The organism is Protofrankia sp. BMG5.30 (genome assembly GCF_001983005.1).
GTDB classification, from domain to species: Bacteria; Actinomycetota; Actinomycetes; order Frankiales; family Frankiaceae; genus Protofrankia; species Protofrankia coriariae.
This window is the reverse complement of the sequence record NZ_MOME01000028.1, coordinates 73,838-98,406: the sequence shown is the minus strand read 5'-3', so window position 1 is coordinate 98,406 and position 24,569 is coordinate 73,838. Positions and strand designations below refer to the sequence as shown.

Genomic DNA, 24,569 nt, shown 5'->3' with positions numbered 1-24,569 from the left:
AAAACCGCACTGAAACGATCAAGCAGATATTGATCTTGTCGGCGCCCGTTCTTATCTTAGCGGCATTGATTCGATCCGCGCCGAGAAGGCTTGCTGAAGCCACACCACGCGTCGCCCCACCCTGCCGGGCGCCGCTGYTCCGCGCCCCACCGCGCCCACCGACCGGCCCGAAAAGGTGGGAAATCGTTCTGCCTCGCGAAAGCTTTGGCTGGTCCGCCCGACCACAGCCCTCGGACTGAAAAGCTCACCGGCAGGGCCAGCCTTCAAACCGGCGCAGCCGAAGACTTCAGTGAGCCTTTCCCGGTAACGAACCGTTGTGCTCAGTGATCGATCGTTGTCTGTGACGGTCGGGCGGGAATGTGGGGCCGGTGGACGACCGGTACATGTCAAGTCAAATGTGACAGTTGGTCGTTGCTCGGTTGGCTTGGAACTGGCTGGTTGATCCACAYGGTCTTGGGCAGGCGGGGTGGCCGTGGCCGGCGGGCGAACCGCTCGGGGCGCGCGGCGCGGCCCCAGGCCGCGGGCTTGATTTCTAAATCCAGGGATTCGGCAGTCCGCCGGCTCGTTGGTGCAACTCCGTCGCGGTGGGGAGTGCTTCATAGGCTCCGGGACGGCTGATGGTGAGGGCTGCGGCTGCCTGGGCCGGGAGCAGACAAGAGGGGCTACTCGAAGGTGGCGGCGGCTTCGCGGAGGGTGCGGATCAGGGTTTCGGGGTCGTCGGGGGCGGGCGGTCCCGGAATGTAGGTCACCGATTTCAGGCGGCCGGTGTAGCGGAAGCTGCGGTGGCGTTCGTGGACGGGCCAGGAGATCGGGGACCTGCGGTCCACGCCGACGCTGATCCCCTGTAGCGGGGCCATGCCGATGAGCTGGTGCACCTCGGCCAGCAGGCCGGTTTCGGTGCCGTCGACGAGGATCCGCCACTGCCAGCGCAGGCCGGGGATGGCCTGGGCGCGGACGCGGACGGTGTGCCGGCCGGCGGGCAGCGGCCCGGCGTCGGCCTCGTGCAGCACGCCGTACTCGTTGTACGCGAAGCGCAGCCGCCCGTCCTCCACGTACACGCTGTAACCGCCGCCCTGGTCGCCGTGCGAGACCAGGACTCCTTCGTCGCCGACGGCATGCTCATCCAGTTCGATGATGATGTCGAAGGAGCGGAAGGTGATGAGCTTGGCGGAGCGGTAGCGCTCCAGCTCGGGGGTGCCGGCCAGCAGGGTCACCGGCCGCCGCAGCCGCTCCTCCGCGGGGTTGCGGATGACCAGCGCGCCACTGCCGTCGGCGAGCGGGAAGACACCGTTGCGCCAGGCCGCGTTCTCCCAGGCCGCGGCCAGTTCCTTGACCACGTCGGGGTGCGCGGCGGACAGGTCGACGATCTCGGTCGGGTCCCGCGTCACGTTGTAGAGCGCCCATTCGCCGTCGTCGTACGGGGCACCGGGGCGGTGCAGCGTGACCAGCTTCCAGCCGTCCCGGTAGTAGCTACGGTTGCCGATCATCTCGCAGTACTGCTCGTGGTGGGTGCTGGGTGCGTCCGGGTCCGCGAGGACGGCGGCGAAGCTGACTCCGTCGAGCTCCTGGACCGGCTGCCCGTGGCGCCGCGCCGGCCGGGCCACCCCGGCCAGGTCGAGCAGCGTCGGGGTGATGTCGGTGACGTACTGGTACTGCGTCCGAATGCCGGCGTCGCCGGCAGGTGTCCGAATGCCGGCGTCGCCGGCAGGTGTCCGAATGCCGGCGTCGCCGGCAGGTGTCCGAATGCCGGCCGGCCAGGACAGGATGAACGGCACCCGCACCCCGCCGGCGTAGGTCTGGCCCTTGTACAGCCGGAACGGCGTGTTGGAGGCCATCCCCCAGCCGCGCGGATAGTGCACCAGGCTGCGCGGGCCGCCGATCAGTTCGGGGTCGCGCTCGACGTCGGGGTCCCAGTCGGCGGGCAGGTTCGTATGCTGGACGAAGCGCTTGAAGTAGCTGCGGGTGCCCTCCGCGCCGCCCTCGCCCGTGCCTCCGTTGTCGGAGGTGAAGATGACGATCGTGTTGTCCAGCTCGCCGAGCGCGGCGAGGGTGTCCAGCAGCCGCCCGAGATTCTGGTCGATGTTGTCGACCATGGCGGCGTAGACCTCCATGTACCGGGCGTACAGCCGCTGCTGTTCCGGCGTGAGCTCCGCCCAGGGGCCCACCTCGTGTCCGGCCTCGAAGTTGCGCCGCGGCAGCCGGGTGTCGGCGGGAAAGAGGCCGGCCGCGCGCTGCCGGCCGAAGCGGGCCTCCCGCAGCGCGTCCCAGCCGCCGTCGTAGCGGCCCCGGTAACGCTGGATGTCCYCAGGCTTGGCCTGCAACGGACCGTGCACGGCGTTGTGCGCGACGTAGAGGAAGAACGGCTTGTCGGCGTCGTGCGCCCGCAGCGACGTCACCATCGAGATCGCCTGGTCGGTGATGTCGTCGGTGTAGTAGTAGCCGTCGGGCAGGTCGTCGATGTCCAGCGGGCTGTTGTCCCGTACCAGCTGGTGCGGGTGAAACAGGCTGGTGAGCCCTTCCAGCACGCCGTAGTACTGGTCGAAGCCCTTCTGCAACGGCCAGTTGCGCCGGTCGTCGGCCGCGCTGGACGCCGAGTCGCGCGCCAGGTGCCACTTGCCGACCGCGTAGGTGGCGTATCCGGCGTCGTGCAGCAGCTCGGCCAGGGTGGGGATGTCGTCGGCGATCTCCATGCCGTAGCCGGGGAATCCGGGGTCGGCGTTGGCCACCATGGCGTATCCGACGCGGTGCGGGTTCAGGCCGGTCAGCAGGGCTGCCCTGGCTGGCGAGCACAGCGGCATGGTGTGGTAGTTGGTCAGCCGCACACCCTGTTCGGCGAGCCGGTCCAGGGCCGGCGTGGCGATCTCGGCGCCGAACGGGCCGATGTCGCTGTACCCCATGTCGTCGACGAGCACCACGACGATGTTGGGTGCGTGCCCGTCCGGGCGGACGCGGGATGGCCACGCCGGCTCTGACTCGCCGAAGGTGCGCCCGATCCGGCCGCCGAAGCCGGCGTACGGGTCGCGCCGCGTGCCGGCGGGAGCGGGACGCGGGACGGGCCGGGGCCCGGTTCCGGGCTCGCGGGACGTCGACATGTGCTTGTTCCCTACCTTGTCACTGCTCGGATCAGGCTTGTCACTTTTCGGATCAGGCTTGTCACTTTTCGGATCAGGTGTCCTTGTTCGGTCTTCGCGGAGGTCCCGCTTGTCTCACCGGCCGGATGCCTCCGGCGCCGTACGGAAGCGCGCGGTGAAGACGTGGGTGCGGTCCAGCAGGCTGCCGGGCCGACGGCCATGGCCCCAGCCGAGCCAGCGCCGGTACTCCCCGAACCGGTCGTGGGCTTCGAGGAACGCCTCGTCCCGCAGCGGTGACCCGGCCGGCGCCGGGCCCGCCAGCGGCGCCACGAACAGCGCGTCGGCCGGGCAGTAGGCCTCGCACATGAAGCAGGTCTGGCATACGGACTGCCGGGCTATCACCGGATGGCCGCCGTCAACCGCGTCGAAGACGTTGGTGGGGCACACCTCGACACAGATGTTGCAGTCGATGCACCGGCTGTCGTTGACCACCTCGATCACAGGACCGGCACCTCCTCGGGACGGCGAACGCCGGGAACGGCGCCGGGAACAGTGGTAGCGGCGGCGCTCCCGGCGGCGGTGGTCTCGGCGGCCGTCCACACCTGGTCGAGGCCGCCGACGCGGATGCGGTGAGCCAGGGCCGGGTCGGTCCCTGGCCGGTCCAGGCGGACCTGCAGCCCGCGGCTTTCCGGCCGGGACAGCGCGCCGCGGTACATCCACCGCGCGTGCGCGAGCATCGCCGCGGCCTCCCGGGTGGGGGTGATGCTGTGGGCGTCGTCGTCCGGCGCGAGCCCGTCGACGACGGCCGACCACAGCGAGTCGAGAACGGCCAGCGACTCGCGCAGGTCCGCCGCCGTCCTGAACCTGTTGTGCCGCAGCGGCAGCACCCGCTCCTGGACGGCGGCCACCACCTCCTCGTGCCGCAGGTCGCCACGGCCCGTCCGGGCGCGCAGCCCCGCGCCGCCAGCGGGGGTGAGGGGCGCCGACGGCCAGCCGGCCGGGCGCCGTGCGGCGAATCGGGCCGCCGCCGCGCCGGCCCAGCCGCCGGAGGAGATCGCCCAGGAGCCGTTGTGGCTGCCGCCGCCGCTGATCGCGCCGGTGACGAGTTCGCGGGATGCGGCGTCGCCGGCCGCGAACAGCCCGGGGACGGTGGTCGCGCATCCGTCGTCGACCACGCGCAGCCCGCCCGTCCCGCGCACGGTGCCCTCCATGACGAAACGGACGGGGAAGCGCTGGGTGAACGGGTCGATGCCCAGTTTGTCGAACGGCAGGAAGAAGTTCGGCTGCGACCAGCGCATCGCCTCCCGAAGGTGCGGCGCCGCCCGCTCGAGCCGGGCGTGCACCTGGGTGCGCAGCGCCGCCCACTGCACGTCGAGCAGCCCGCCGGGGAACGCGGCGGCGGCCAGCTCGGCACCGTCGGCGTCGGTGAACACGGCGAACTGGTACATCAGGCCCTTGGTCTGCGCGCCGAAGGCGGGCGCGGTGCCGTACTGGCAGGAGAACTCCATCCCGGACAGTTCGGCGCCGAGCTCCGCGGCCATCAGCGCGCCGTCACCGGTGTCCACGTTGAGTCCCAGCGCGCCGGACCGGAAGGCGCAGCCTCCGGTCGCCAGGACCACAGCCCCGGCACGCACCCGCCAGGGCTCGCCGGCCCGCTGGCGGTGGACGCCGGCGGCGCCGGTGACGACACCGTCGGGGTCGACCAGCAGCTCAAGGGCGGGCGACTGGTCGAGGATGACGACGCCGGCGCGCCGGACCTGGCGGCGCATCAGCCGCATGTACTCCGGGCCCTGCAGGCTGCCGCGCCGCGGGGTGCCGTCGTCGGCCACCGGGAACGGATAACCCCAGTCCGTCAGCTGCTCGACCGCCCGCCACGTCTGGTCGAGGACGCGTGCCATCCAGCGCCGGTCGGTGAGATGGCCGCCGGCGATCTCACGGGCGGCGATGGCCTCCGACCGGGAGCTCCCGCCCGGTGGCAGATACCACAGGTTGTTACCGGCGGCCGCCGTCGAACCGCTGGTGCCGCAGTAGCCCTTGTCGGCGAGCGTGACCCGCTGGCCGCGGCCTGCCGCCGCCAGCGCCGCCCACGTCCCGGCCGGGCCTCCTCCGAGCACGAGGACGTCGGTCTCGGCGGGGACCTCGACCGGCCGCGGACGGCGTCTTGATACGGCGCTCACCGCGAGCCGCCGACGCCGGCCTGGCCGGCACATGTCGAGGACACGTCGCGGTGTCGGTGTGGCTGGCGGGGCTGGTCACTCATCAGGATCCCTGTTCTCGGTTCTCGGCAGCCGGTCGAATCATGATCAGGACGGGTGGGCCTCCAGGCACCGGCCGGGCCGGGCCGGGCCGGGGGCGTTGGCCGGCAGCGACACTTCTCGGCGTCCCTGCTCCTCGGCGCCCTTCTCGGCATCCCGGGCGTTCGATATCCCGAGCGCACCGGAGCGGATGCTGGAAATTGGCGGAGAAACTGTGGCGACCGAGCTTCCGAGGAACCCGGTGAGGCCGTGCCGAAAATTTTCACGACTTCGCCGGCCATCCGCGAACCGATATCACCGCCGATATCTTTTACGGCCCGAACAATGATTTCTGCCACCACCGTCGGCGACGGACAGAGTCGTGTTCGAGTGACTATTAAATAGTTCCAGACAATACCACGAAAATGCCAGGACGGATCAACCTGGATTCGACCAGAATTGACACAGGTCACTGGCGACACGGACATGATCCACCACTCGCCGGACCGACAGCCTGTTCCCCGACATGTTGGCGACTATGTCGGCAGGAATGGCCGGCTGTCAACCCGTCCACGGGGCGGTCGACACGGCGCGAAGGCTGAGCGATCATGCTTCTTCCGTGTCCGGGGCTCCCCGCCGCCGCCCTGGGCGGAGCGGCATCCGCCCACCCCGGAGGCGGCCCGGACGGGAGATACCGGTACAACCGTCATGACCCGCCGCACCGCCACCCGCGGGTTCCCCATCAGGCACGACGAAAGGCCCGGCCGTCACCCGCGTGGTCCGTGGGTGTGCTACACGCCCCGTCAGAGCATTACTCATCGTGCCCATATCGTCCGCCGATGAGACGGCCGCCGAATTATTTTCGCTGGACCACTAAATATTGACCCGCTCCGCGGCGGACACGAGCATGGCGGCACGGGCCGACGAGGAAACCGTCGGGGCCGGTCGCCGGAACGCTTCTCCCCGCCGGCCGGGAGGAGAACCGGCAGGAAAACCGAAGGACCGAAGACGGCGCGGCCATGCCACTTCCGCGGCTTCTTCCGCGCCGTCGGACACTCACGTTCCCGGACCGCCAAGGAGCGACATGGCCGTCGTCAGCACGGATCTCGACATCCGCAGGGTAACCGGACGGATCGGCGCCGAAATCGTCGGCGTGGACCTTCGTGACGCGCTCGACGACGACACCGTCATCGCGTCGATCCGGGCCGCGCTCGTCGAGCACAAGGCGCTGTTCTTCCGCGGGCAGGAACTCGACGACGCCGGGCAGCAGCGTTTCGCCGCCCGTTTCGGCGCGCTCACCACGGCGCACCCCACCGTCCCGTCCCTGGCCGGCAGCCCGAACGTGCTGCGGGTGGACTCGACCGAGGGCCGGGCCAACAACTGGCACACCGACGTCACGTTCGTCGTGTCCCCGCCGGCCGCGAGCACCCTGCGCGCCGTCGTGATCCCCCCGGCCGGCGGGGACACCCTCATCGCCAACTCCGTGACCGCCTACCAGGACCTCCCGGGCGACCTGCGCRAACTGGCMGACCGGATCTGGGCGGAGCACACCAACGACTAYGACTACGTGATCCCGCCGGCTGAGACGGCGCAGACGAAGGCGTACCGCGAGATCTTCGTCTCCCGGAAGTACCGGACCGCTCACCCGGTGGTCCGCGTCCATCCCGAGACGGGTGAGCGGGGTCTGTTCATCGGCGGGTTCGCGCAGCGCATCGTCGGCCTGTCCGTGACCGAGTCGCGTGACCTCCTCCGTCTGCTGCAGACCTACGTCACCCGGCCGGAGAACACCGTCCGGTGGCGGTGGACCCCCGGCGACCTCGTCTTCTTCGACAACCGCAGCACCCAGCACTACGGCGTCGACGACTACGGCGACCTCCCGCGGCTGCTGCACCGGATCACCGTCGCCGGCGACGTGCCGGTCGGGGTGGACGGCCGGCGCAGCTACGCCATCGAGGGGGACGACGCCTCCCACTACACCCCGCTCGCCGCATAGCCAGCCCGGCCGGGCGGGATCATCAGTACTGGCCAGGATCATCAGTAGTAGATCGGCCCGCGGCTCCCGCCGCCGCAGGCGATCGTCTCACCGGTGACCGACACGCTCAGCGGGGACGCGAGGAAGGTCACCAGCGTGGCCACCTCCTCGGCGGTGACCACCCGGCCGATCGTCAGCGTCGCGGTGACGGCGTCCAGCCGGGCGGGATCGTCGCCGATCAGGTCGGCGAACCGTTCGGTGACGGTGGGCCCGGGATGGACCGCGACGACGTTGATTCCGTGCGGGCCGAGCTCGTCCGCGAGGTTCTTGGTAAGCGCGGTGACGCTGGCGTTGCGGATGGACGCGGCCGTCCGCCCGGTCGAACGGGCCGCGAGACCGCCGATGTTGATGATGCGACCCCAGCCGGCCCGGATCAGATGCGGGGCGACCGCCTGGGCGGTGCGCAGGTAACCGATGACCTTCACGTCGATGTCGTCGGCGAGATCCGCGGTGGTCAGCGCGGAGAACCCGCCGGGGCCGCCGGCGCCGCCCGGCTGGGCGGCGTTGTTGACCAGGATGTCGACCCCGCCGAGCTCCGCGACCGTCCGCTCGGCCAGCCGCGCCACGGCGTCCCCGTCGCGGGTGTCGGCGGCAACCGGCAGCACGGTACCGCCGGTCTCGGCCGCAAGCTGCCTGGCGGCCACCGCCAGGGCGTCGGCGTCCCGCGCGGCGATCACGACCTTGGCCCCTTCGGCGGCCAGCGATCTGGCGATGGCCCGCCCGATGCCACGGCTGCCACCGGTCACGATCGCGCGCCGCCCGTCCAGCTGTAGATCCATGTCCGGCTCCGTCGGGTCTCGTCCGCAAGGTCCTGATTGAGTCTGATCCCGCGTGAGGTTACATTCAGGCGGTGCGCACAGGGCGTCGGCTGCCAGCGATGATTCTTGATCCGTTCTGGATCTCCCGTCGCGCGCATCATTTCGACCAGATCTGTTACTGGTCCTGAAAGCCTGCTGAGCGCGCCGGTACCGCAGCGGGTATCACACCGGCCATCCGTCGGAACGGTTTTCCGCTGACGGCCGCCGGGCCCGGACCGTCCACGGGTGACGACGTTCACCGGTGACAACCTGTGAACTCGGGCCCGACTGGCACGGCGACGCTCCTCCCGGCTCTCCTCCCGCACCGCGCTTCGTTGTTTTTCGCTGCTTCTTTGTTGCTTTCACGTTGCACATGCCCTGACGACGCAACGACCTTTGCGACAGTTCGTATGCAGATCAATTACTTTAGGTCATGTACGGGAAGGCGGTACGAGCTCCGGCAGCCAGCCCGCACTGACTGCGCCGTGTTCACCAACACCCATTTCGATCATGTTCCGTAACCGCTGACATCCGTGTCCGTCCTGCCAGGCGGCAGCGAGCGCCGCCGGACAGACCCGGCAGCGTCGCTGGTTGCGGCCGTGACCGTGGCCGACGGCTTTCCAGGAGAAGGCAGTTGATGAAGATCAGATTGTTCGCCGGCGCGGCAGCCCTGGCGCTGGCGGTGCTCACAGCCTGCGGTTCGGACGCTTCCGGCGGCGCGGCGGCGGACCCGGCGGCTGGCGCGACCGGCGCGACCAACTCGGACGCCACCGCGACCATCGGTCTCGTGCTCGAGCCGGGCAGCCTCGACATCACCAAGGCCGCCGGGGCCGCCATCGGCCAGATCCTGMTCAACAACGTCTACCAGGGGCTGCTCCAGCGGGACGACTCCGGTGTCATCGCCCCGGCGCTGGCCACGTCCTACAAGATCTCGGAGGACGGGAAGACCTACACCTTCACCCTGCGGGACGGCGTGACCTTCCACGACGGCTCACCGCTGCGTGCCGCCGACGTGGCGGCCTCCCTGAACCGGGCCAGCGCGCCGGGATCGGTCAATCCCAACGCCGCCGATCTGGCCTCGGTGGCCTCGGTGACCGCGCCCGACGAGAAGACCGTCGTGCTCACCCTGAAGGACCGCGACACCAACCTGACCTACCGGCTCACCGGAGCCGCCGGCGTCATCATCCGGGATGGCGCCACCGACCTGGACAGCAGGCCGGTCGGCACCGGCCCGTTCCGGTTCGACAGCTGGCGGCACGGCGACAGCATCACGCTCGTCCGCAACGACCGGTACTGGGGGCCGAAGGCCGGCGTCGCCAGGGTGGTCTTCCGCTACATCACCGACCCGAACGCGCAGAACAACGCGGTGCGGACCGGGCAGGTCGACATCGGCAGCATCACCGACATCGAGCTGGTCAACTCCTACGAGGGCAACCCGAACTTCACCGTCTCCACGGGCACCAGCAGCGACAAGATCACCCTCGGGTTCAACCACTCGCGGCCGGCGCTGTCCGACGCCCGGGTCCGCCACGCGATCCGGCAGGGCATCGACAAGGACGGCCTGATCCGGATACTCGGCGGCGGCACCAGGATCGGCAGTTCCGTCCCGCCGCTGGACCCCTGGTACGAGGACCTCACCGGAATCGACAGATACGACCCGGCGAACGCCCGCAAGCTGCTCGCCGACGCCGGCTACGCGGGTGGGCTGACCCTCGGGCTCACGGTCCCGAACATCTACCCGCCGGCCATCGCCGAGTACGTGCGCTCCCAGCTCCAGGACATCGGGATCACGGTGCGGACGGCCAGCGTCGAGTTCCCCACCTGGCTCACCCAGGTGCACCGGAACGCCGACTACGACCTGAGCATCGTCGACCACGCCGAACCACGGGACCTGGGCAACTACGCGAAGCCGGGCTACTACTGGCGTTATGACAGCCCGGCGGTCCAGCAGGCCTATCAGGCCGCGGTGACGGCGGCCTCAGACGCCGAGCGTGACCAGAACCTGCGCAGGCTCGCCCGGCAGATCTCCGAGGACGCGGCCAGCGACTGGCTGCTGCTCGGCCCGGCTCGGCAGATTGTCCGGGCCGGCGTCACCGGCTACCCGACCAACAACCTGTCGTCCCTCTACGACGTCTCGAAGATCCAGATCAGGAGGTCCTGACCCGGCCGGCCGCCGTCGTGTTCGACGCCATCCCCTGCCCCGGAGGGCGACAATCATGATACAGAGAGTCGTGATTCACGAGATCATGATTCGGAGGGTCGTGGTACGGAGGATGTGGGGAGTGCGAAGGGCGGGCCCATGGCGGTGATCCTGCTGCGGCGCCTCGTCCTGCTGGCCCTGTCGCTGGTCGCCGCGAGCCTGCTCGTCTTCCTGCTGCTGCGGCTGCTGCCCGGTGACGTGGCCGACGTGATCGCGGGGACCACGGCCACCCCGGAGCAGGTCGCCAGGATCCGCCATCAGCTCGGCGTCGACCGGCCGCTGATCACCCAGTACGCCAGCTGGGTCGGCGGTGTCCTCACCGGTGACTTCGGCGCCTCGGCGGTGAACGGGGTGTCCGTGTCGGCGCAGCTCGGCGAGAAGCTGACGGTGACCGTCCCACTGGTGGCCGGCGCGACCGTCCTGGCCGTCGCGGTCGCGCTGCCGCTCGGGATCATCTCGGCGGCCCGGCACCGGCGGGCCGACGGGCTGGCCCTGTCCACACTCAGCCAGCTCGGCATCGCGGTGCCCAGCTTCTGGGTGGGGCTGATGCTCATCACCCTGTTCGCGGTCGAGTGGGGGGTGCTGCCCGCCGGCGGGTTCCCGACAGACGGCTGGGACGACCCGGCGGCGGCCGTGCGCAGCCTGACGCTGCCCGTGGTCACCCTGGCGCTGGTGGAGGGCGCGGTGCTGATGCGGTTCACCCGCTCGGCAACGCTGGAGGTGCTGCACGTGGACTTCATCCGCACCGCCCGGGCGAAGGGGCTGACCCGCGGCCGGGCGCTGCTGCGGCACGGGGTCCGCAACGCGGCCGGGTCGGTCCTGTCCGTGCTGGGCCTGGAGTTCGCCACCCTGCTCGCCGGCACGGTCGTGATCGAGAACGTGTTCGCGCTGCCGGGCGTCGGGCAGATGCTGATCGTCGACATCGGCAACCGCGATCTGGTCAAGGTCCAGGGCACGGTGCTGCTGATCACCGTGGTCGTGCTGGTCGTCGGCTTCCTCGTCGACGTCGGCCATCGGCTGCTGGATCCGAGACTGCTGGATCCGAGGCTGCCGGCCGCCGGGACACGGGGCCCGCGATGACGGCTCCGCCGCGCGGGACGGCCCGGCCGCCGAGGACCGCCCGGCCGCCGAGGACCGCCCCGCCGCTGCTGACGGCCCTGCTGCGCAGCCGTTCGGGCCGGCTGGGTGTGCTGCTGTCCTCGCTCGTCGTGGCCGCCGCCGCGGTATCCCTGCTCTGGACGCCGTACGACCCGACCCGGGTGGACGCGGGCGCGCCCTGGCTGCCGATCAGCGGGCAGCACTGGTTCGGCACCGACAAGCTCGGCCGGGACCTGTTCAGCCAGATCCTGGTCGGCGCCCGGATCACGGTGTTCGCCGCGGTGACGGCCACCGCCGTCGCCGCGGTACTGGGAGTGGGGCTGGCGCTGCTCGCCACCGTCACCCCGCGTCTGGTCGGCGAGTCCACCGCCCATCTGGTCGACGTCCTGATCGCCTTTCCGACCCTGCTGCTCGCGATGGTGCTCGCCGCCGTGTTCGGCGGTTCGACCTGGACCGCCGTCGTCGCGACAGGCGTCGGCAGCGGCGTCCAGGTCGGCCGGGTGACGCGGGGGGAGATCGTCCGGGTGCTGGCGTCCGACTACGTCCTGGCCGCGCACGCGGCCGGCGCCGGCACCAGGCGGATCGTCCGGCGGCACGTCCTGCCGAACATCGCGCCGACGCTGTACGTCCAGCTCTCCCTCGCGCTCGGGATCGCCGTGCTCGCCGAGGCCGCGCTGTCCTACCTGGGCCTGGGCACCCCGCCGCCGACCCCGTCGTGGGGCCGGATGCTCCAGGAGCTGCAGCCGTACATCACCCTGCGGCCGCTGGTGCTGCTCTGGCCGGGCCTTGCCGTGGTGCTGACGGTGCTCGGGTTCAACCTGCTCGGCGACGGCATCCGCGAGGCCACGGACCCGCGGCTGCGGGACGCCCAGCCGGCGGCGATACCGAACGGCGATCCGGACAGCACACCGTCCGCCACCGGAGAGCCACGCATAGGACAGTCACGCTCCGATACCACAGAGGCGTCACGGTGAGCGAACAGAGACCGCCGACGCCGATACCGACATCCTCGCCGGCAGCACCAGCACCAGCACCAGCGGCAGCGGCAGCAGCGTCGGCGGCAGCGGCAGCAGCGGCAGCGCCCGGACCGTCGGCGGCGCTGGCGGGGCGGGAACGGGGCGGGACGTCGTCCGGGCTCCTCGAGGTCACCGATCTCACCGTCCACTTCGGCGACACCGTGGTCGTCGACCGGATCGGCTTCGGCCTGGACGTCGGTGGGCGGCTCGGGCTCATCGGCGAGTCCGGATCCGGGAAATCGATCACTGCGCTGGCCGTCCTCGGGCTGCTGCCCGACGGCGCTGCCGCGACCGGAAGCATCCGCTTCGACGGGCAGGAGCTGCTCGGCCGGTCCGACCGGGAGCTCTCCCGCATCCGCGGCGACCGGATCGCCATGGTCTTCCAGGAACCGCTCACCGCGCTGAACCCGCTGTGGCGGGTGGGCCGCCAGATCGGCGAGCCGCTGCGCCTGCACCGTGGGCTGTCCCGGCGGGCGGCGGCCGCGGCCGCGGTCGAACTCGCCGCGAAAGTCGGGCTGCCCGACCCGGAACGGCTCGTCCGCGCGTACCCGCACCAGCTCTCCGGCGGGCAGCGCCAGCGGGTCGGCATCGCCATCGCGCTCGCCTGCCGACCCGCGCTGCTCATCGCGGACGAGCCGACCACCGCCCTCGACGTCAGCGTCCAGGCGGACGTCCTCGCCCTGCTCACACGCCTCGTCGACGAGGCCGGCACCGCCCTGCTGTACATCACCCACGACCTCGCGGTGGTGGCCTCGGTCGCCCGGGAGCTCGCGGTCATGCGCGGCGGGCGGCTGGTGGAGACCGGCCCGACCGAGACCGTCCTGCGGTCCGCGCGGCATCCCTACACCCAGCGGCTGCTGGCGGCGGCGCGCCGCACGAGCTGGACCGGCCCCGCCGGCGGCCCGGCTCCCGAGCTCGCGGGCAGGCCGGTTGCCGAACCCGCCGGCGACCTGGCCGCCAGGCCTGTGGACGGCCGGCCGGAGCGGACGTCGAAGGCGGGCACATGACACTGTTCGAGGCCAGTGGGCTGACCCGCGGCTACCGACTGCCGCGCACCTCGCTGTTCGGCCCGGCCGGCGTCCGGCACGCCGTCCACAACGTCGATCTCTCGCTGCCGGACGGTCACAGCCTCGGCATCGTCGGCGAGTCCGGGTCGGGCAAGTCGACCCTGGTCCGGCTGCTGCTCGGGCTGGAGCGCCCGGACGCCGGGACGGTGCGCTACCGGGGCCGGCAGGTCCGGCCCGGGCGCCCCCGCGACCTGCGCTGGCTGCGCCGCGAGGTGCAGGTCGTCCTACAGGACCCGCTCAGCTCGCTGAACCCCCGGATGCCCGTCGGCGCGATCGTCGCCGAACCGCTGGAATGCCTCGGCACCGACGGAAACGACGGAAACGACAACAGCGGCAGTGGCGATCGCGGTGGCGGTGGCGGTGGCGGTGGCGACGGCGACGGCGACGGCGACGACAGCCATAGCGGCGGTGGCGACGGTAGGCACGCGCGCGCCGGCCGGCACGCCCGCGTCGACGAGGTGCTGCGCGCGGTCGGCCTCGACCCGGACGTCCGCACGCGTTACCCGCACGAGTTCTCCGGTGGGCAGCGGCAGCGCATCGCCATCGCCCGGGCGCTCGCGCCCCGCCCGCGGGTGCTCGTCGGTGACGAACCGGTGAGCGCCCTGGACGTGTCGGTACGCGCGCAGATCCTGGACCTGCTGGCGGCGCTCGCCGCGAGCTACCGGCTCAGCCTGGTCGTCGTCTCCCACGACATCGGCGTGGTCGCCCGGCTGTGCGACCAGGTGATCGTCATGCACCGCGGCGAGGTGGTGGAACGCGGCGTCACCGAGACGGTGCTGTCCGCACCGACCCATACCTACACCCGGACGCTGATGGCGGCGGTGCCCCGGCTGCCGGGGGCGGGATGAGCCGTGAGCCCCGGCGCACCGGGCCTGGCACACCGGGTCGCGGCATGCCGCGGGACGCGGAAGATGCGACAGGCGGCTCTGTGTCGGGTGAGCGGACGGATCCCGGCCGTACCCGGCGGGGCCTGGCACACCAGCGGACCCGGCGGGCAGGGCGCGCCGGAACAACCGGCGGGCAGGACATGCCGGGAAACCGGCGGGGAGGATGAGGACACGGATGACGACAGCCCCGGACAACGGTCACCCGGCCGGCGGCAACCGTCCGTCCCGAGACGATCTCCAGTTCCGGAATGATCGCCCACTTTCGAACGATCTTCTGAGCGGCGAGGATCGCCTGGCCGGAAGCGATCATCCGGTCGGGGACGGCCGTCCGTTCAAGCTGGGCTTCCTGACCCACGTGTTCGGCCGGGAGGAGCCGGCGGAGCTGCTGCGCCGGCTCGTGGAGCTGTTCGTCGCCGCCGAGGAGCTCGGGTTCGACGGCGGCTGGATCGCCCAGCACCACTTCTCCCCTCAGTACGGCCGGCTGCCCTCGCCGCTGGTGCTGCTCGCCGCGGCCGCGCAGGCGACCCGGCGGATCGAGCTCGGCACCGCGGTGGTGGTGCTGCCGCTGGAGAACCCGATCAGGGTCGTCGAGGACGCGGCCGTCGTCGACGCGCTCAGCGGCGGGCGGCTACAGCTCGGGCTGGGCACGGGCGCGGCCAACTCGCCGGCGTTCGCCGCCTTCGGCCGGGACGCCGGCGCGCGCCGGGAGCTGTTCACGCAGGCCGTCGGCCTGCTGCGGGACCTGCTGCGCGGCGGCGACGTCCCGGGCACCGACGGGCTGCGGCTGCAGCCGCCGGCGCCGACGCTGGCCGGGCGGCTGTGGGACTCCGCCTCCAGCGCCGAGGGTGCGACGGCCGCGGCGCGGGCGGGGGACGGGCTGCTGCTCGGCGTCGGGCCCGCGGGGTCGGCACAGCGTCCGCTGGCCGAAACGTACCTGCGCGCATACACCGCGGCCCGTTCAGGCGCGACCGCCAGGCCGAACGGGACGGCTTTCCCGGCCGGGACGGCTCACCCCGCCGACGGACCGGGCGGGGACGGCCGATCCGTCGGGACGGTCCGCTCGGGCGCGGCTGCCCGCTCTGCCACGGACGGCCCTTCGGTCACGGATGGCCCTTCGGCTGCGGGTTGGCCCTTCGGCTGCGGTTGGCCGCTTGAGGGCGGCAGCCCGGTCGCTGTGCCCGGACGGCTACCCGCAGGCCCGGCTCGCCGTCGCGCACGGTGTGTTCCCCGGGCCCGATCGCCTGGCCGCCCAGCGGGACCTGGCCGCCGACATCGCCCGCTACCGTCCGTACCTGTCCCATTTGGGGCTGCCCGACACCGCCGACGACGCCGCCGCGCTCGACGCCATGAACGTCCACCACGGCCCGGTCGACGTGATCGTCGAGAGCCTCGCGACGAACCCGGTGGGGCCGGGGTTCACGTCCTACTTCATCGCCGCCGTCCAGGGTGAGGCCGGCGGGGCGGCGAGCTTCGACGCGACACTGCGCCGCCTGGAGATCATCAGCACCGAGATCGCCCCGGCGCTGGGTTGGCGGCCGGCGACCGCCGCCCCCGGCACTGCCCCCGCCCCCCGCCCCGGTCGGCACAGACGCCCAGCCGAACACCCCTGATCCACCGACGACACCGGTGATCCACTGACGATCTCCGCGTCGACAGTCGTTGAATCGCGCAGGTGCGGGAACGGACGGTCGTGGCAGCAGCCGTTTCCACCCTCACTTTCGTGACTGAACCCCTGCGGTGGGACGGGTGGCTGTGGCTGTCTGGCCACCATCGCGGCCGGCCCGTCCCCGGACCCGGGTGTGGGCCCGGACCTGGGTGCGGGCACAGGCAGCCGTCCTGGCCTGTTGGGACCGGCCAGAACGGGGAGAGAACCAAGAAGAAAACGGTGCGAGAACGCGACGAAGACAACGATGACGGACACGACGAAGGAGCTGGCGATGCCGCGAGCTGTCCGGTTCGACGGGTACGGCGGGACAGAGAAACTGCGGGTGGTGGACKTGCCGCGGCCGGCGCCCGGGGCGGGTGAGGTACTCGTCCGGGTGAAGGCCGCCGGGATCAATCCCGGCGAGGCGAAGATCCGCGAGGGGCTGCTGCACGGCCGGTGGCCGGTGACGTTCCCCTCGGGGCAGGGCAGCGATCTGGCCGGAGTCATTGAGGAGACCGGCCCTCGGGTGACCGGCTTCTCTGTCGGGGACGAGGTCCTCGGGTTCACCAACCGCCGCGCCAGCCACGCCGAGTACGTGGTGGTGGAGGCGGACAACCTCACGGCGAAGCCGGAGAAGGTCTCCTGGGAGGTCGCCGGATCACTGTTCGTGGCCGGGACGACAGCGTACGCCGCGGTGCGCGCGGTCTCGCCGCGTCACGGTGACACGGTGGTCGTCTCCGGCGCCGCGGGCGGGGTGGGGTCGATCGCCGTGCAGCTCGCCAGGCTCGCCGGCGGGCGCGTGGTCGGGATCGCCGGGCCGGCCAACCATGCCTGGCTCGCCGACCACGGGGTGAGCCCGGTCGCCTACGGGGACGGCGTCGCCGACCGCGTCCGGCAGGTGGCGGACCATGTCGACGCCTTCATCGACACGTTCGGCCAAGGCTACGTGGACCTGRCACTCGAGCTCGGGGTGGCCCCCGACCGGATCGACACCATCGCCGACTTCGACGCGGTCAGCCGGCACGGGGTGAAGGCGGACGGCAGCGCGGCGGCGGCCAACACCGGCGTCCTCGCCGAGCTGGCGCAGCTGGTGGCCGACGGCCGCCTGGAGGTCCCGATCGCCGGCGCCTACCCGCTGGCCGACGTCCAGGACGCCTTCCGCGAACTCGAACGCGGCCACGTCCGAGGCAAGATCGTACTCATCCCCTGACAACTCGTTTCCCGACAACCGGCCAAGGTGCCCATGCCAGTCACCGACCGGGCAGCGTGATGCCAACGATCTACCGATCGATATACCTATCGCCAGGAAAGTACTTGCGTCGGTGTCGGCGTGATGCTGTCGGGCCTCAGAGCCGGATGTGCTGCGGCGCGGTGTCAGCCCGCATGACTTCACCGAAGGTCGCGGTTACGGGGAACACGATGCCGCCGTACTCGATGCCGCCCTACTCGATGCCGCCGTAGGTGTCGCTGCCTGCCTCGCTGGCGATAGTGGTTGTCCAGATCAGCTCGTCGGCGACGGGGAGAGCAACGGTGATGACGTCCCCGTCAGCATCCATCTGGCGGGTCAGCCAGCCGACGATGTCCGCTGGGAGCACCGTGGCATAGACAACATCCCCGAGAGGGTTGGCTGGCGCGGACCGCATTGCCCGGCCCTGCTCCTCAACGCCGAGCGCGGCCGCGATGCGTTCGGCGAGCAGATGCCGTTCCCAGCGAAGCTGGTCCTGCGCGACACGCACCACGACGCCATGCAGCTCGTTCTCGAGATGGACCTCGGTCCCGATGGCCTCACGGTCGTCGAAGTAGTCGGCAAGCACACCCGGCTGGGCATCCCGCAGATCTGCCGCTGTCGGCTGGACCACGGCGAGCCCTGGGCACTGCGGCGACCACGCCGCCCGCGAGTCACCGTCACGCCGGACGATCACAGCGATGGTTCCAGCCATGGCGGATCACCTCCAGTGCCTCGTCGACCGACAGCCCAACGTCCTTCACGAGTATCTGTCGAACCATCTGGTGGAGGTGACAAGGGCTCACACCGACGAGACCTGGCTCGCGCTCCTCGACCCACTGGTCGGCCATGGCGCGACGGCGACCGACGTCCCGTCCGCCGCCGTCGCGCACCCCTGATCCGCGACAACACCGGACAGGCATGATCCTGCCAACGGGCGAACCACCACCCCGCCAACCGTCTGGGCCGAAGCCCCGGACGCCCCTTCGGCCACCGTGAGAGCCGACGCCGTGGTCCGAATTTCCCACTGTCGGATTTTCGGAGGTATGACATGATGATCTTCATGGCAACGTGCACCCGGCCGGCACCCAAGAAAGGGGCATAAGTGGACGAAGCACAGTCGCGTCACTCGGGCACAGTGGTGGAATGCGCCCAGTTGCGCAGGAAGAACCAGCTCACCCTGCCGCCACAGGTGCGCGACGCGCTGCACCTGTCCGAAGGGGACGAGGTCCAGTTCACGATCCATCCGGACAGATCTGTCACGCTGCGTGGCATGACGGCCATCCCAGCTGATCAACGATGGTTCYGGACCCAGGAGTGGCAGGCCAGCGAACGGGAGGCCAGCGCCCAGATCGCCGCCGGCGATCTACATGTGTACGACGACATGGCCACGCTGTTCGCCGAGCTCGCCTGAGAGGCGTGGCCACGTTCGCGCGCACTCCTCGGTTCAGCCACGGCTTCACCGGAAAACGCGTTCGCGTCGGCGGCCGGCCGGCCGGTCAGGCGCAGAACTCGTTTCCCTCCGGATCGCGCATCACCACCCAGTAGACACCGAGCTCCTCCACGGCCCGGACCCTGGTCGCGCCAAGCTTTTCCAACCGTGCCACGGCCTGTTCTGTCCGGGCGCGTCGGACGTCGAGGGAGACATCGAGAGCACCACCGGACTGAAGATCCAGATGTACGCGGTTCTTTGCCGTCTTCGGCTCCGGGACGCGCTGGAAGAACACCCGCGGCCCCACACCGGACGGATCGACGATCGCCGCCGCCGAGTTCCACCGCTCCGCCGGCACGCCCCGCGCCGCGAGGAACGCCGGCCAACTGTCGAGACCCGGCGGTGGCGGCTGCGCCTCGTAGCCGAGCGCGTCAGCCCAGAAAGCCGACAACGCCGCGGGATCCGCGCAGTCGAACGTCACCTGGAACGTCATCCGGGAATCTCCTTCCGTCACCGATCCGACGGCCACAGCATGTTCCCGTCCCACGCCGGACGCCCGCGGGCAGCCAACCCGACCGCGGCGCGGGCCGTCATGCCGCCGGTGCGTTCCGGGCGACGGCGTCCGCGCGGATGACCGGACAGGTACCGGTCACGACGGACGGGGGGCGAAGGCGCGCAGGAAGGTGGCCACGCCGGCGGCGGCGGTCTGGTCGCGGTGGGTGGAGGTCACGGTGTCCGGGGCGAAGACCGTCAGCAGCGGCAGGTCCCCCAGGACGAGGCCGACGAACTGGGTGGCGGCCGTCGCGGGGTCGGCGATCTCCAGGTAGCCGGCGTGCGCGAGCCTGGCCATCCGGCCGGCCAGCGTCTCGATCACCTCTTCGCCGGAGGCCCACATCGTCCGGAACAGATCGGGGAAACGACCGGACTCCATGTACATCAGACGGCGGGCGGCCACCGACTGCTCGTCGCAGACGCACGCCGCCAGCCCGTCGGCGACGGCACCCAGCTCACCGACAAGGTCGGCTGGGTCGGTCGGGAAGTTCCTGAGCACGGCGAGGGTGCGGGCGTTCGCCCGGACCGCCGCGTCGACCATCACCAGCCGGAACAGCTTCTCCTTGCTCCCGAGATGGTTGTAGAGGGTCGGCTTGGCCACCCCGGCCTCGCTCGCGATGAGATCGACGCTCGCGCCCTCGTACCCCTTACGGGCGAACACCTCGAACGCGGCGGCGAGGATCGCCTCCCGCTTGTCCACCCGGCCGCGGCCGGTCACCGTGCCACCGGCCAGAGCGGGCGCATCCATCATCCGAGCATATCCGTCACGGAGGTCACCGGCTTCCGCCTCCACCGCCTCCACCGCCTCCACCGCCGCGTCGCCCTCGCCGGGCGCCGCCGTGCGGGTCTGACGAGGATGCCGTGCCGCGGGATCGGCGGGGTCAGCTCACCGCCGATCCCGCGCGGGCTACAAGCCACGGTTGGCGGCGACCGCACGGTCGTTCTCGTCGAAGATCCGCTCGAGTACGTCGACGCGTTCGGCTCCGGTGCGGTAACCGGAGTGGTCGCCGGCCTCGTGGTCGCGCCCGCCGTGCTCGTGCCCGCCGTGCGCGCCCATCGTGCGCGCGCCCATCGTGATCATGAATTTCGTGTCCACGGTCGTGCGCGGTGCCGTCGTCGTGGCGGTGGAAACGTCCCGCGCCTATCCCGCCTCCGCAAGCTCGAGCGAAGTGATCAGGAACTCCTCGCCAGCGACGATCTCGAGGTCGGTGTCCGCGTAGTGGCCGCGGACGAATTCGGGGACGCCACCCAGCTCGGTCGTGTCGCCGCAGGCCGGGCAGGCCCGGCAGGCCCGGCAGACCCGGCAGACCCGGCAGACCCGGCAGACCCGGCAGACCCGGCAGACCAGCTTCGCCGGCACGCTCTCGACCGCGATGCGTGAGCCGTCGAGCGCGGTGTCGGCGGCGACGAGCGACCAGCAGCGCACGAGGGTGGCGGCCGGAGTGCGGATCGTCACCGGTGACACGAAGATGGTCGACGCCGGGCACGGCGGCCGGCGCCCGCGTCGACCTGCGGGCCGGGCAGATCGTCGGTACCTCGGCGCTCATCGCGATCCGGGCGCGGATGGCGCTCGGCGTCGCCGGGCCGACCCCGTTCGCCGGTGAGCTCTCCGATCCGGGCGTCGGCGTCCTCGGGGGCCACAGCCGCTTCCAGCAGATCGACCCGGCCGAGCCCTGGCGCGGCGGTCGCTGGGTACTGGAGGCCGAGGACGGGTGGCACTACCCACTCACCCTGTCCATGTTGCTGTTCGACAGCTCCGGCGTGCTCAGGGACCCCGCCCTCGACGAGCACCGCGCCGCACTACGAGCACTCACCGAGGCGGTGGACGCCGCCGATGCCGACCCGTTCGTCTCCGCCGGCGCCCTGGACTGGCTTCTCTACGACTGGCTCATGGCCCACCGCGAATCCCCCACCAGCGGCGCCATCGAAGTCCGCAAACTCCCCGACGCCCAAATGATCGTCTCCGCGGCCGCCGCTGTGGCCACCACCCGCTCCCACTTCGAACACGCCCTCCTCAACATCCCCACCACCATCCCCTGACCCCACCCGGCAACAGCCGCCAGCAAACACCCCCGCGGCAACACGCAGACCATAATCGTCGAAATTTTGTCATTGTGTACGCTGATGCGGCCAAAAAGCGTACACAACGACAAACTTGCGCCGATCTCCCCCAATGACCGACGCCCATCGATGACGCAGGCCATCGCTGACCGGCTCCCGCGGTACCGCCCACCTCCGCCAGACCGGCGCAGACAGTGTCCGTCGCACCGAGGCGCTGACCGCCAGTCGGACAGCTTGAGATCGTTGATGCCGACACGGGTGAGGGACTTCGCCCACGGCCCCTGGACCTCAGCCAACGCTTCGATCTGGCCCCAGTACCGCATGACCATCTTCAGGATCTCCCACATGTTCATGTGTCCCGCCTGGGTCAGAAACAGACCCTTGACCGAGTGGGCATGCAAMAGACGCTTCTCGATCAGCCGATAGCGGATGCGCCGGTCGCGGGTGATCAGGAGAAGGCCGGYCGCCCCGACAACCGGGAGCCACATATCATCAAGATCACCCTGTTGGACACGGGTATGACGGTGACCGGGAAACACGACATCGCCGCGCACGGCGGCAAGCGCCTTCCCGAGCGGCAAGGTGTTCTCGTCGACGAAGAACCGTGCTGTGACCAAGGTGTTCCGGCCGCTCAGGCTGCGTTCTCCTGTCCTTTGATGCGGCTTTCATAGCGGATCGCCGCCTCGACGTCGGATACCGCGATGTTGTAGCCGTCCGCGATTTCGGCAACCGAATCCCCCRCCGCGAACAGGTCATAGAGATTCTCGGTGCGTATCCCATGAACGGCCGGCGCACCGAAGCTACGCAGCGGGTCGACGACGACCGGGCTGGACCTGTCATCCGGATGGATGCGGAGGACCTCCCCGTCACCGGGAGCGAACTCGACTTTCTCCACGAACGCGGCCGCGCCGGGTGCGAGTACGAGCTGGCCGTTACGAATGACGACCATCGCGAGATCCCGGTCGATACCGGTCTCGTCCTGAACCTCGAGAACGAGCTCACGGTTCGCGACATATGGTCTGGCGTGCGCGAGCGGATAGGGGACACCGAGACGCTCCCGCAGAAGCTGCACGACCGGACGGAGACGTTGCAGAGAGACCCTGTGACGTATCCGGTACTCGCGAAGATAACCGGCCTCGACGAACTCTCCCCAGGTGACGGCCTCTTCGCCGGTCCGTTCGGGCCGGATGACCGGCTCGTAAACCGATCCGCCACGGGAGTAGCCGTCGATCCATCCACGCAGCCGCGCCGGTCGCACACCGAGGACACGCGCCGCCTCGCCCATCGAGTAGACCTCGCGGTCCAGGACGGTGATCCCCATGCCCGCATCATGCCGCATCAGCGCCGTGGCATGACGCACGCACACAGCTTCAGACCGGAACAGCCCACATAAGACACTGATACGACGAGCGGTCGGCCGCCTACCGGACGGGGCGGAAGAGACCGAGGCCGAAGTGAGAGAGAGCGCCGAGGGTGRTGGGGCCGATGGCATGCCAACCGGCGGGGTCCTTCGAGTACAGGGCAGGCAGCCAACGATGATCACAAAGCTCCGCACTGGCCGCTACGTAGMCAGCGCGGACGCTCACGCTTCCCCATCCACGACCGGAGCAGGCGAGGGCATGCTGGGAGCACGCGTAGTGAGCCGCTTGAGACAGCGCGGGACCGTCTGGACCAGTTGGCGGACGAGGCCGAACGGACCGGGCCGATCACGTTGACCCGGTCTGGCCGCCCCAACGTGGTAATCGCCGCTCTGGAGGACTGGCAGYGCCTGGCAGACCTCGCGTCAGAGGAGGGTCCGGACGTCTTCAGGTTCAGGCCATGACGCCTTCGCCGGTATGGGACAGGGCGCCGGTGACCGCGGCGAATCCACCGCGCCCGTCCACAAAGATGATCATACAAGTGATGGTGCGGGTGCCGGCGCGCCAGCTCTCGGCGGCAAGATGGAGCGCGCTGACCTGCATGGTCTCGGTATCCCGGAACGGCCGCCCCAGAAAGCGGGTGGCCACCGCCTGGYAGCGGGAGCGGGCCAGTTCCTCGAAGGCCGCCTCGGACGGGGGCTGGCCGTCCGAGGTGTTGGGCAGGGTGGCTGTTCCGGTGACCTCCGCCTGGTGGGGGGCACCGCAGGGAATCTCACCTTTGGTTTCGGTCGTCGTCAGCTCCAGGCACGTTCCAGGGGGATAGACCCGTGCCTGGTCGGCGCCCTCGACCACACCGGTGAAGGGGACGAGTCGGTTCGGGGTGGCGGCGTTGCCGGCGGCGATCAGCCCACACACCAACGCCCGGTCACCCGATTCCCAGCCGAACCGGCTGGGACGAATGATTCCGCTCGCGAAACGACCGTGCGGGTCGAACGGATAGCCGAGGAAATCACGCGCGACCGGTTCACAGTAACGGTCGTTGATCTCACGCCACCGCGTCTCGGTCGGATAAGCGCTGTCAGTGGGGTAGTCGGAGGCGATATCCAGCTTCCTGACGGCCTCGAACAGGTGTGGTGACGCACAGGGCACTTCGTCCGCGTCCGATATGCGATCATCCTGATTCCAGATGTAGCAGCGCCCACGGTCGAACGACCACCTGTTGAGTTCGGGCTGGCCAGGGCTCGCGCTCGCGGAGGGTGACGGCCCGCCGGCGGCGGTGGTGTCGGTCGATGCGGCACCGTCGCCCATGCGGACGACCGCGTAACCGGCCACGAGCAGGATTCCGACGCCGGCCACGGCCAGGGCCGCGACCAGCCCACGACTGCGGAACCGACGTGGCCGGCGGGACCCGAGCGGCCCACCCGATGAACGTGGCCGCCCCGGATCGGTCGTGCCCTTCGAGCCGCGCGGCAGGGTACTTTCCGACGTCGGGAACGTGGCCGCCCCGGATCGGTCGTGCCCCCGAAGCGGGCGACGGCGGCCCGGGTCCGCGCCGGCGCTTCGTAGGCCGTCGCCCCGGCGACGAAGTCGTTGTCAAGGATCAGGCCGCGAACGGGTCGCCGTCCCCGGCCTTCCCGCCTCCGGGACCCGCCTTCTCCCCGGCATCCCCGGCATCCCCGGTTTCCCCGGTTTCCCCGGCTTCCTCGATTTCCCGGGAATCCCTGCCCTTCCCGGAGCCTTCTCCCCTGGATCGTCCGCTGGCTTCTTCGGACACCGCTGACCCGCCTTCCGCACCATGCACCATGCACCGAATCACGGCCACGCCGGGCGCCGTTCCGGATCATGGTCGGATCACGGCGGGGAGATGCCACCCGCGCCGGCAGCCGGCCCATCA

At 70.7% G+C, this 24,569-nt stretch carries 23 protein-coding genes and 2 pseudogenes; 13 read left to right on the top strand and 12 right to left on the bottom strand.

The features are described 5' to 3' along the window. Positions 1-662: 662 nt before the first annotated feature. From BL254_RS16390 to BL254_RS16380, 3 genes are all read right to left on the bottom strand, one after another. Positions 663-3,092, bottom strand: coding sequence for an arylsulfatase (locus BL254_RS16390; protein ID WP_217699304.1), 2,430 nt, complete (start codon positions 3,090-3,092; stop codon positions 663-665). 114 nt (positions 3,093-3,206) lie between these two features. Continuing rightward, entirely contained in the window at positions 3,207-3,572 is a 366-nt protein-coding gene (locus tag BL254_RS16385) for a ferredoxin family protein (RefSeq protein ID WP_047222867.1), read from the bottom strand. After that, positions 3,569-5,248 (bottom strand): FAD-dependent oxidoreductase, encoded by a 1,680-nt coding sequence (locus BL254_RS16380; protein ID WP_076843894.1) that lies wholly within the window; start codon positions 5,246-5,248, stop codon positions 3,569-3,571. The genes BL254_RS16385 and BL254_RS16380 overlap by 4 nt, the downstream gene beginning before the upstream one ends. Positions 5,249-6,389: 1,141 nt before the next feature. On the opposite strand from BL254_RS16380, the gene BL254_RS16375 reads away from it, so the two are divergent. Further along, complete coding sequence (locus tag BL254_RS16375; RefSeq protein WP_076843892.1) at positions 6,390-7,298, top strand: TauD/TfdA family dioxygenase; 909 nt, start codon at positions 6,390-6,392, stop codon at positions 7,296-7,298. 41 nt (positions 7,299-7,339) lie between these two features. Here the strand turns inward: BL254_RS16375 and BL254_RS16370 are convergent, their stop codons facing one another. After that, on the bottom strand, positions 7,340-8,116 hold the full coding sequence (locus BL254_RS16370; protein WP_076843890.1) for an SDR family NAD(P)-dependent oxidoreductase: 777 nt from the start codon (positions 8,114-8,116) through the stop codon (positions 7,340-7,342). Positions 8,117-8,771: 655 nt separating this feature from the next. On the opposite strand from BL254_RS16370, the gene BL254_RS16365 reads away from it, so the two are divergent. The 8 genes and pseudogenes from BL254_RS16365 to BL254_RS16330 all read left to right on the top strand — a co-directional run bounded on the left by BL254_RS16365 (position 8,772) and on the right by BL254_RS16330 (position 17,257). Next, entirely contained in the window at positions 8,772-10,295 is a 1,524-nt protein-coding gene (locus BL254_RS16365) for an ABC transporter substrate-binding protein (protein WP_076843888.1), read from the top strand. Positions 10,296-10,433: 138 nt separating this feature from the next. Further along, the gene (locus tag BL254_RS16360; protein WP_076843887.1) at positions 10,434-11,414 is read left to right on the top strand and encodes an ABC transporter permease; all 981 of its coding nucleotides are present in this window, start codon (positions 10,434-10,436) and stop codon (positions 11,412-11,414) included. Continuing rightward, complete coding sequence (locus tag BL254_RS16355; RefSeq protein WP_076843885.1) at positions 11,411-12,406, top strand: ABC transporter permease; 996 nt, start codon at positions 11,411-11,413, stop codon at positions 12,404-12,406. Before BL254_RS16360 ends, BL254_RS16355 begins: the two co-directional genes overlap by 4 nt. 203 nt (positions 12,407-12,609) lie before the next feature. Beyond that, a complete protein-coding gene (locus BL254_RS16350; RefSeq protein WP_086055370.1) occupies positions 12,610-13,455 on the top strand; it encodes an ABC transporter ATP-binding protein in 846 nt (281 codons plus the stop codon). Beyond that, positions 13,452-14,363 (top strand): ATP-binding cassette domain-containing protein, encoded by a 912-nt coding sequence (locus tag BL254_RS16345; protein WP_052914538.1) that lies wholly within the window; start codon positions 13,452-13,454, stop codon positions 14,361-14,363. Before BL254_RS16350 ends, BL254_RS16345 begins: the two co-directional genes overlap by 4 nt. Before the next feature lie 202 nt (positions 14,364-14,565). Continuing rightward, positions 14,566-15,309, top strand: a pseudogene (locus tag BL254_RS28505) (LLM class flavin-dependent oxidoreductase); the annotation flags it as partial. A 244-nt stretch (positions 15,310-15,553) separates the two neighbouring features. After that, on the top strand, positions 15,554-16,012 hold the full coding sequence (locus BL254_RS28500; protein WP_254858229.1) for a hypothetical protein: 459 nt from the start codon (positions 15,554-15,556) through the stop codon (positions 16,010-16,012). 327 nt (positions 16,013-16,339) lie between these two features. After that, a complete protein-coding gene (locus BL254_RS16330; RefSeq protein WP_076843910.1) occupies positions 16,340-17,257 on the top strand; it encodes an NADP-dependent oxidoreductase in 918 nt (305 codons plus the stop codon). Positions 17,258-17,489: 232 nt separating this feature from the next. On the opposite strand, the gene BL254_RS16325 is transcribed toward BL254_RS16330, so the two are convergent. Beyond that, positions 17,490-17,987: a hypothetical protein gene (locus tag BL254_RS16325; RefSeq protein ID WP_086055371.1), complete on the bottom strand. Its 498-nt coding sequence runs from the start codon at positions 17,985-17,987 to the stop codon at positions 17,490-17,492. Between BL254_RS16325 and BL254_RS16320 the strand changes: the two genes are divergently transcribed. Both BL254_RS16320 and BL254_RS16315 read left to right on the top strand, forming a co-directional pair. Next, a complete protein-coding gene (locus BL254_RS16320; RefSeq protein ID WP_047222871.1) occupies positions 17,986-18,171 on the top strand; it encodes a hypothetical protein in 186 nt (61 codons plus the stop codon). The genes BL254_RS16325 and BL254_RS16320 overlap by 2 nt on opposite strands. 206 nt (positions 18,172-18,377) lie before the next feature. Continuing rightward, positions 18,378-18,686, top strand: a complete 309-nt coding sequence (locus tag BL254_RS16315; RefSeq protein ID WP_217699303.1) for an AbrB/MazE/SpoVT family DNA-binding domain-containing protein — start codon at positions 18,378-18,380, stop codon at positions 18,684-18,686. An 85-nt stretch (positions 18,687-18,771) separates the two neighbouring features. Here the strand turns inward: BL254_RS16315 and BL254_RS16310 are convergent, their stop codons facing one another. The 4 genes from BL254_RS16310 to BL254_RS27205 all read right to left on the bottom strand — a co-directional run bounded on the left by BL254_RS16310 (position 18,772) and on the right by BL254_RS27205 (position 20,712). Further along, a complete protein-coding gene (locus BL254_RS16310) occupies positions 18,772-19,197 on the bottom strand; it encodes a VOC family protein (protein WP_076843883.1) in 426 nt (141 codons plus the stop codon). A gap of 156 nt (positions 19,198-19,353) precedes the next feature. After that, positions 19,354-20,004: a TetR/AcrR family transcriptional regulator gene (locus BL254_RS16305; protein ID WP_047222996.1), complete on the bottom strand. Its 651-nt coding sequence runs from the start codon at positions 20,002-20,004 to the stop codon at positions 19,354-19,356. Between the two features lie 159 nt (positions 20,005-20,163). Next, a complete protein-coding gene (locus BL254_RS26215) occupies positions 20,164-20,337 on the bottom strand; it encodes a hypothetical protein (RefSeq protein WP_175648394.1) in 174 nt (57 codons plus the stop codon). A gap of 60 nt (positions 20,338-20,397) precedes the next feature. After that, positions 20,398-20,712 (bottom strand): hydrogenase maturation nickel metallochaperone HypA, encoded by a 315-nt coding sequence (locus BL254_RS27205; protein WP_175648393.1) that lies wholly within the window; start codon positions 20,710-20,712, stop codon positions 20,398-20,400. Between the two features lie 2 nt (positions 20,713-20,714). Between BL254_RS27205 and BL254_RS28495 the strand changes: the two genes are divergently transcribed. Further along, entirely contained in the window at positions 20,715-21,296 is a 582-nt protein-coding gene (locus BL254_RS28495; RefSeq protein ID WP_052914541.1) for a hypothetical protein, read from the top strand. Positions 21,297-21,742: 446 nt separating this feature from the next. Here the strand turns inward: BL254_RS28495 and BL254_RS28490 are convergent. Both BL254_RS28490 and BL254_RS16295 read right to left on the bottom strand, forming a co-directional pair. Further along, positions 21,743-21,871 (bottom strand): annotated as a pseudogene (locus BL254_RS28490) (hypothetical protein); the annotation flags it as partial. 77 nt (positions 21,872-21,948) lie between these two features. Then, on the bottom strand, positions 21,949-22,638 hold the full coding sequence (locus BL254_RS16295) for a DUF433 domain-containing protein (RefSeq protein ID WP_254858220.1): 690 nt from the start codon (positions 22,636-22,638) through the stop codon (positions 21,949-21,951). A 273-nt stretch (positions 22,639-22,911) separates the two neighbouring features. Here BL254_RS16295 and BL254_RS29525 point away from each other — a divergent pair, with 273 nt between their 5' ends. Further along, positions 22,912-23,139, top strand: coding sequence for a type II toxin-antitoxin system prevent-host-death family antitoxin (locus BL254_RS29525; RefSeq protein ID WP_083731143.1), 228 nt, complete (start codon positions 22,912-22,914; stop codon positions 23,137-23,139). On the opposite strand, the gene BL254_RS16285 is transcribed toward BL254_RS29525, so the two are convergent. Then, positions 23,129-24,031 carry a septum formation family protein gene (locus BL254_RS16285; protein ID WP_076843879.1) on the bottom strand — a complete coding sequence of 301 codons (903 nt, stop codon included), beginning with the start codon at positions 24,029-24,031 and terminating at the stop codon, positions 23,129-23,131. The genes BL254_RS29525 and BL254_RS16285 overlap by 11 nt on opposite strands. Between the last annotated feature and the right edge of the window lie 538 nt (positions 24,032-24,569).

Coding starts and splice junctions, on each gene's coding strand:
- BL254_RS16370 (WP_076843890.1), bottom strand. CDS start 8,116: ATGGATCTACAGCTGGACGGGCGGCGCGCGATCGTGACCGGTGGCAGC.
- BL254_RS16360 (WP_076843887.1), top strand. CDS start 10,434: ATGGCGGTGATCCTGCTGCGGCGCCTCGTCCTGCTGGCCCTGTCGCTG.
- BL254_RS16355 (WP_076843885.1), top strand. CDS start 11,411: ATGACGGCTCCGCCGCGCGGGACGGCCCGGCCGCCGAGGACCGCCCGG.
- BL254_RS16345 (WP_052914538.1), top strand. CDS start 13,452: ATGACACTGTTCGAGGCCAGTGGGCTGACCCGCGGCTACCGACTGCCG.
- BL254_RS16320 (WP_047222871.1), top strand. CDS start 17,986: ATGGCGGATCACCTCCAGTGCCTCGTCGACCGACAGCCCAACGTCCTT.
- BL254_RS16325 (WP_086055371.1), bottom strand. CDS start 17,987: ATGGCTGGAACCATCGCTGTGATCGTCCGGCGTGACGGTGACTCGCGG.
- BL254_RS16310 (WP_076843883.1), bottom strand. CDS start 19,197: ATGACGTTCCAGGTGACGTTCGACTGCGCGGATCCCGCGGCGTTGTCG.
- BL254_RS16305 (WP_047222996.1), bottom strand. CDS start 20,004: ATGGATGCGCCCGCTCTGGCCGGTGGCACGGTGACCGGCCGCGGCCGG.
- BL254_RS26215 (WP_175648394.1), bottom strand. CDS start 20,337: ATGATCACGATGGGCGCGCGCACGATGGGCGCGCACGGCGGGCACGAG.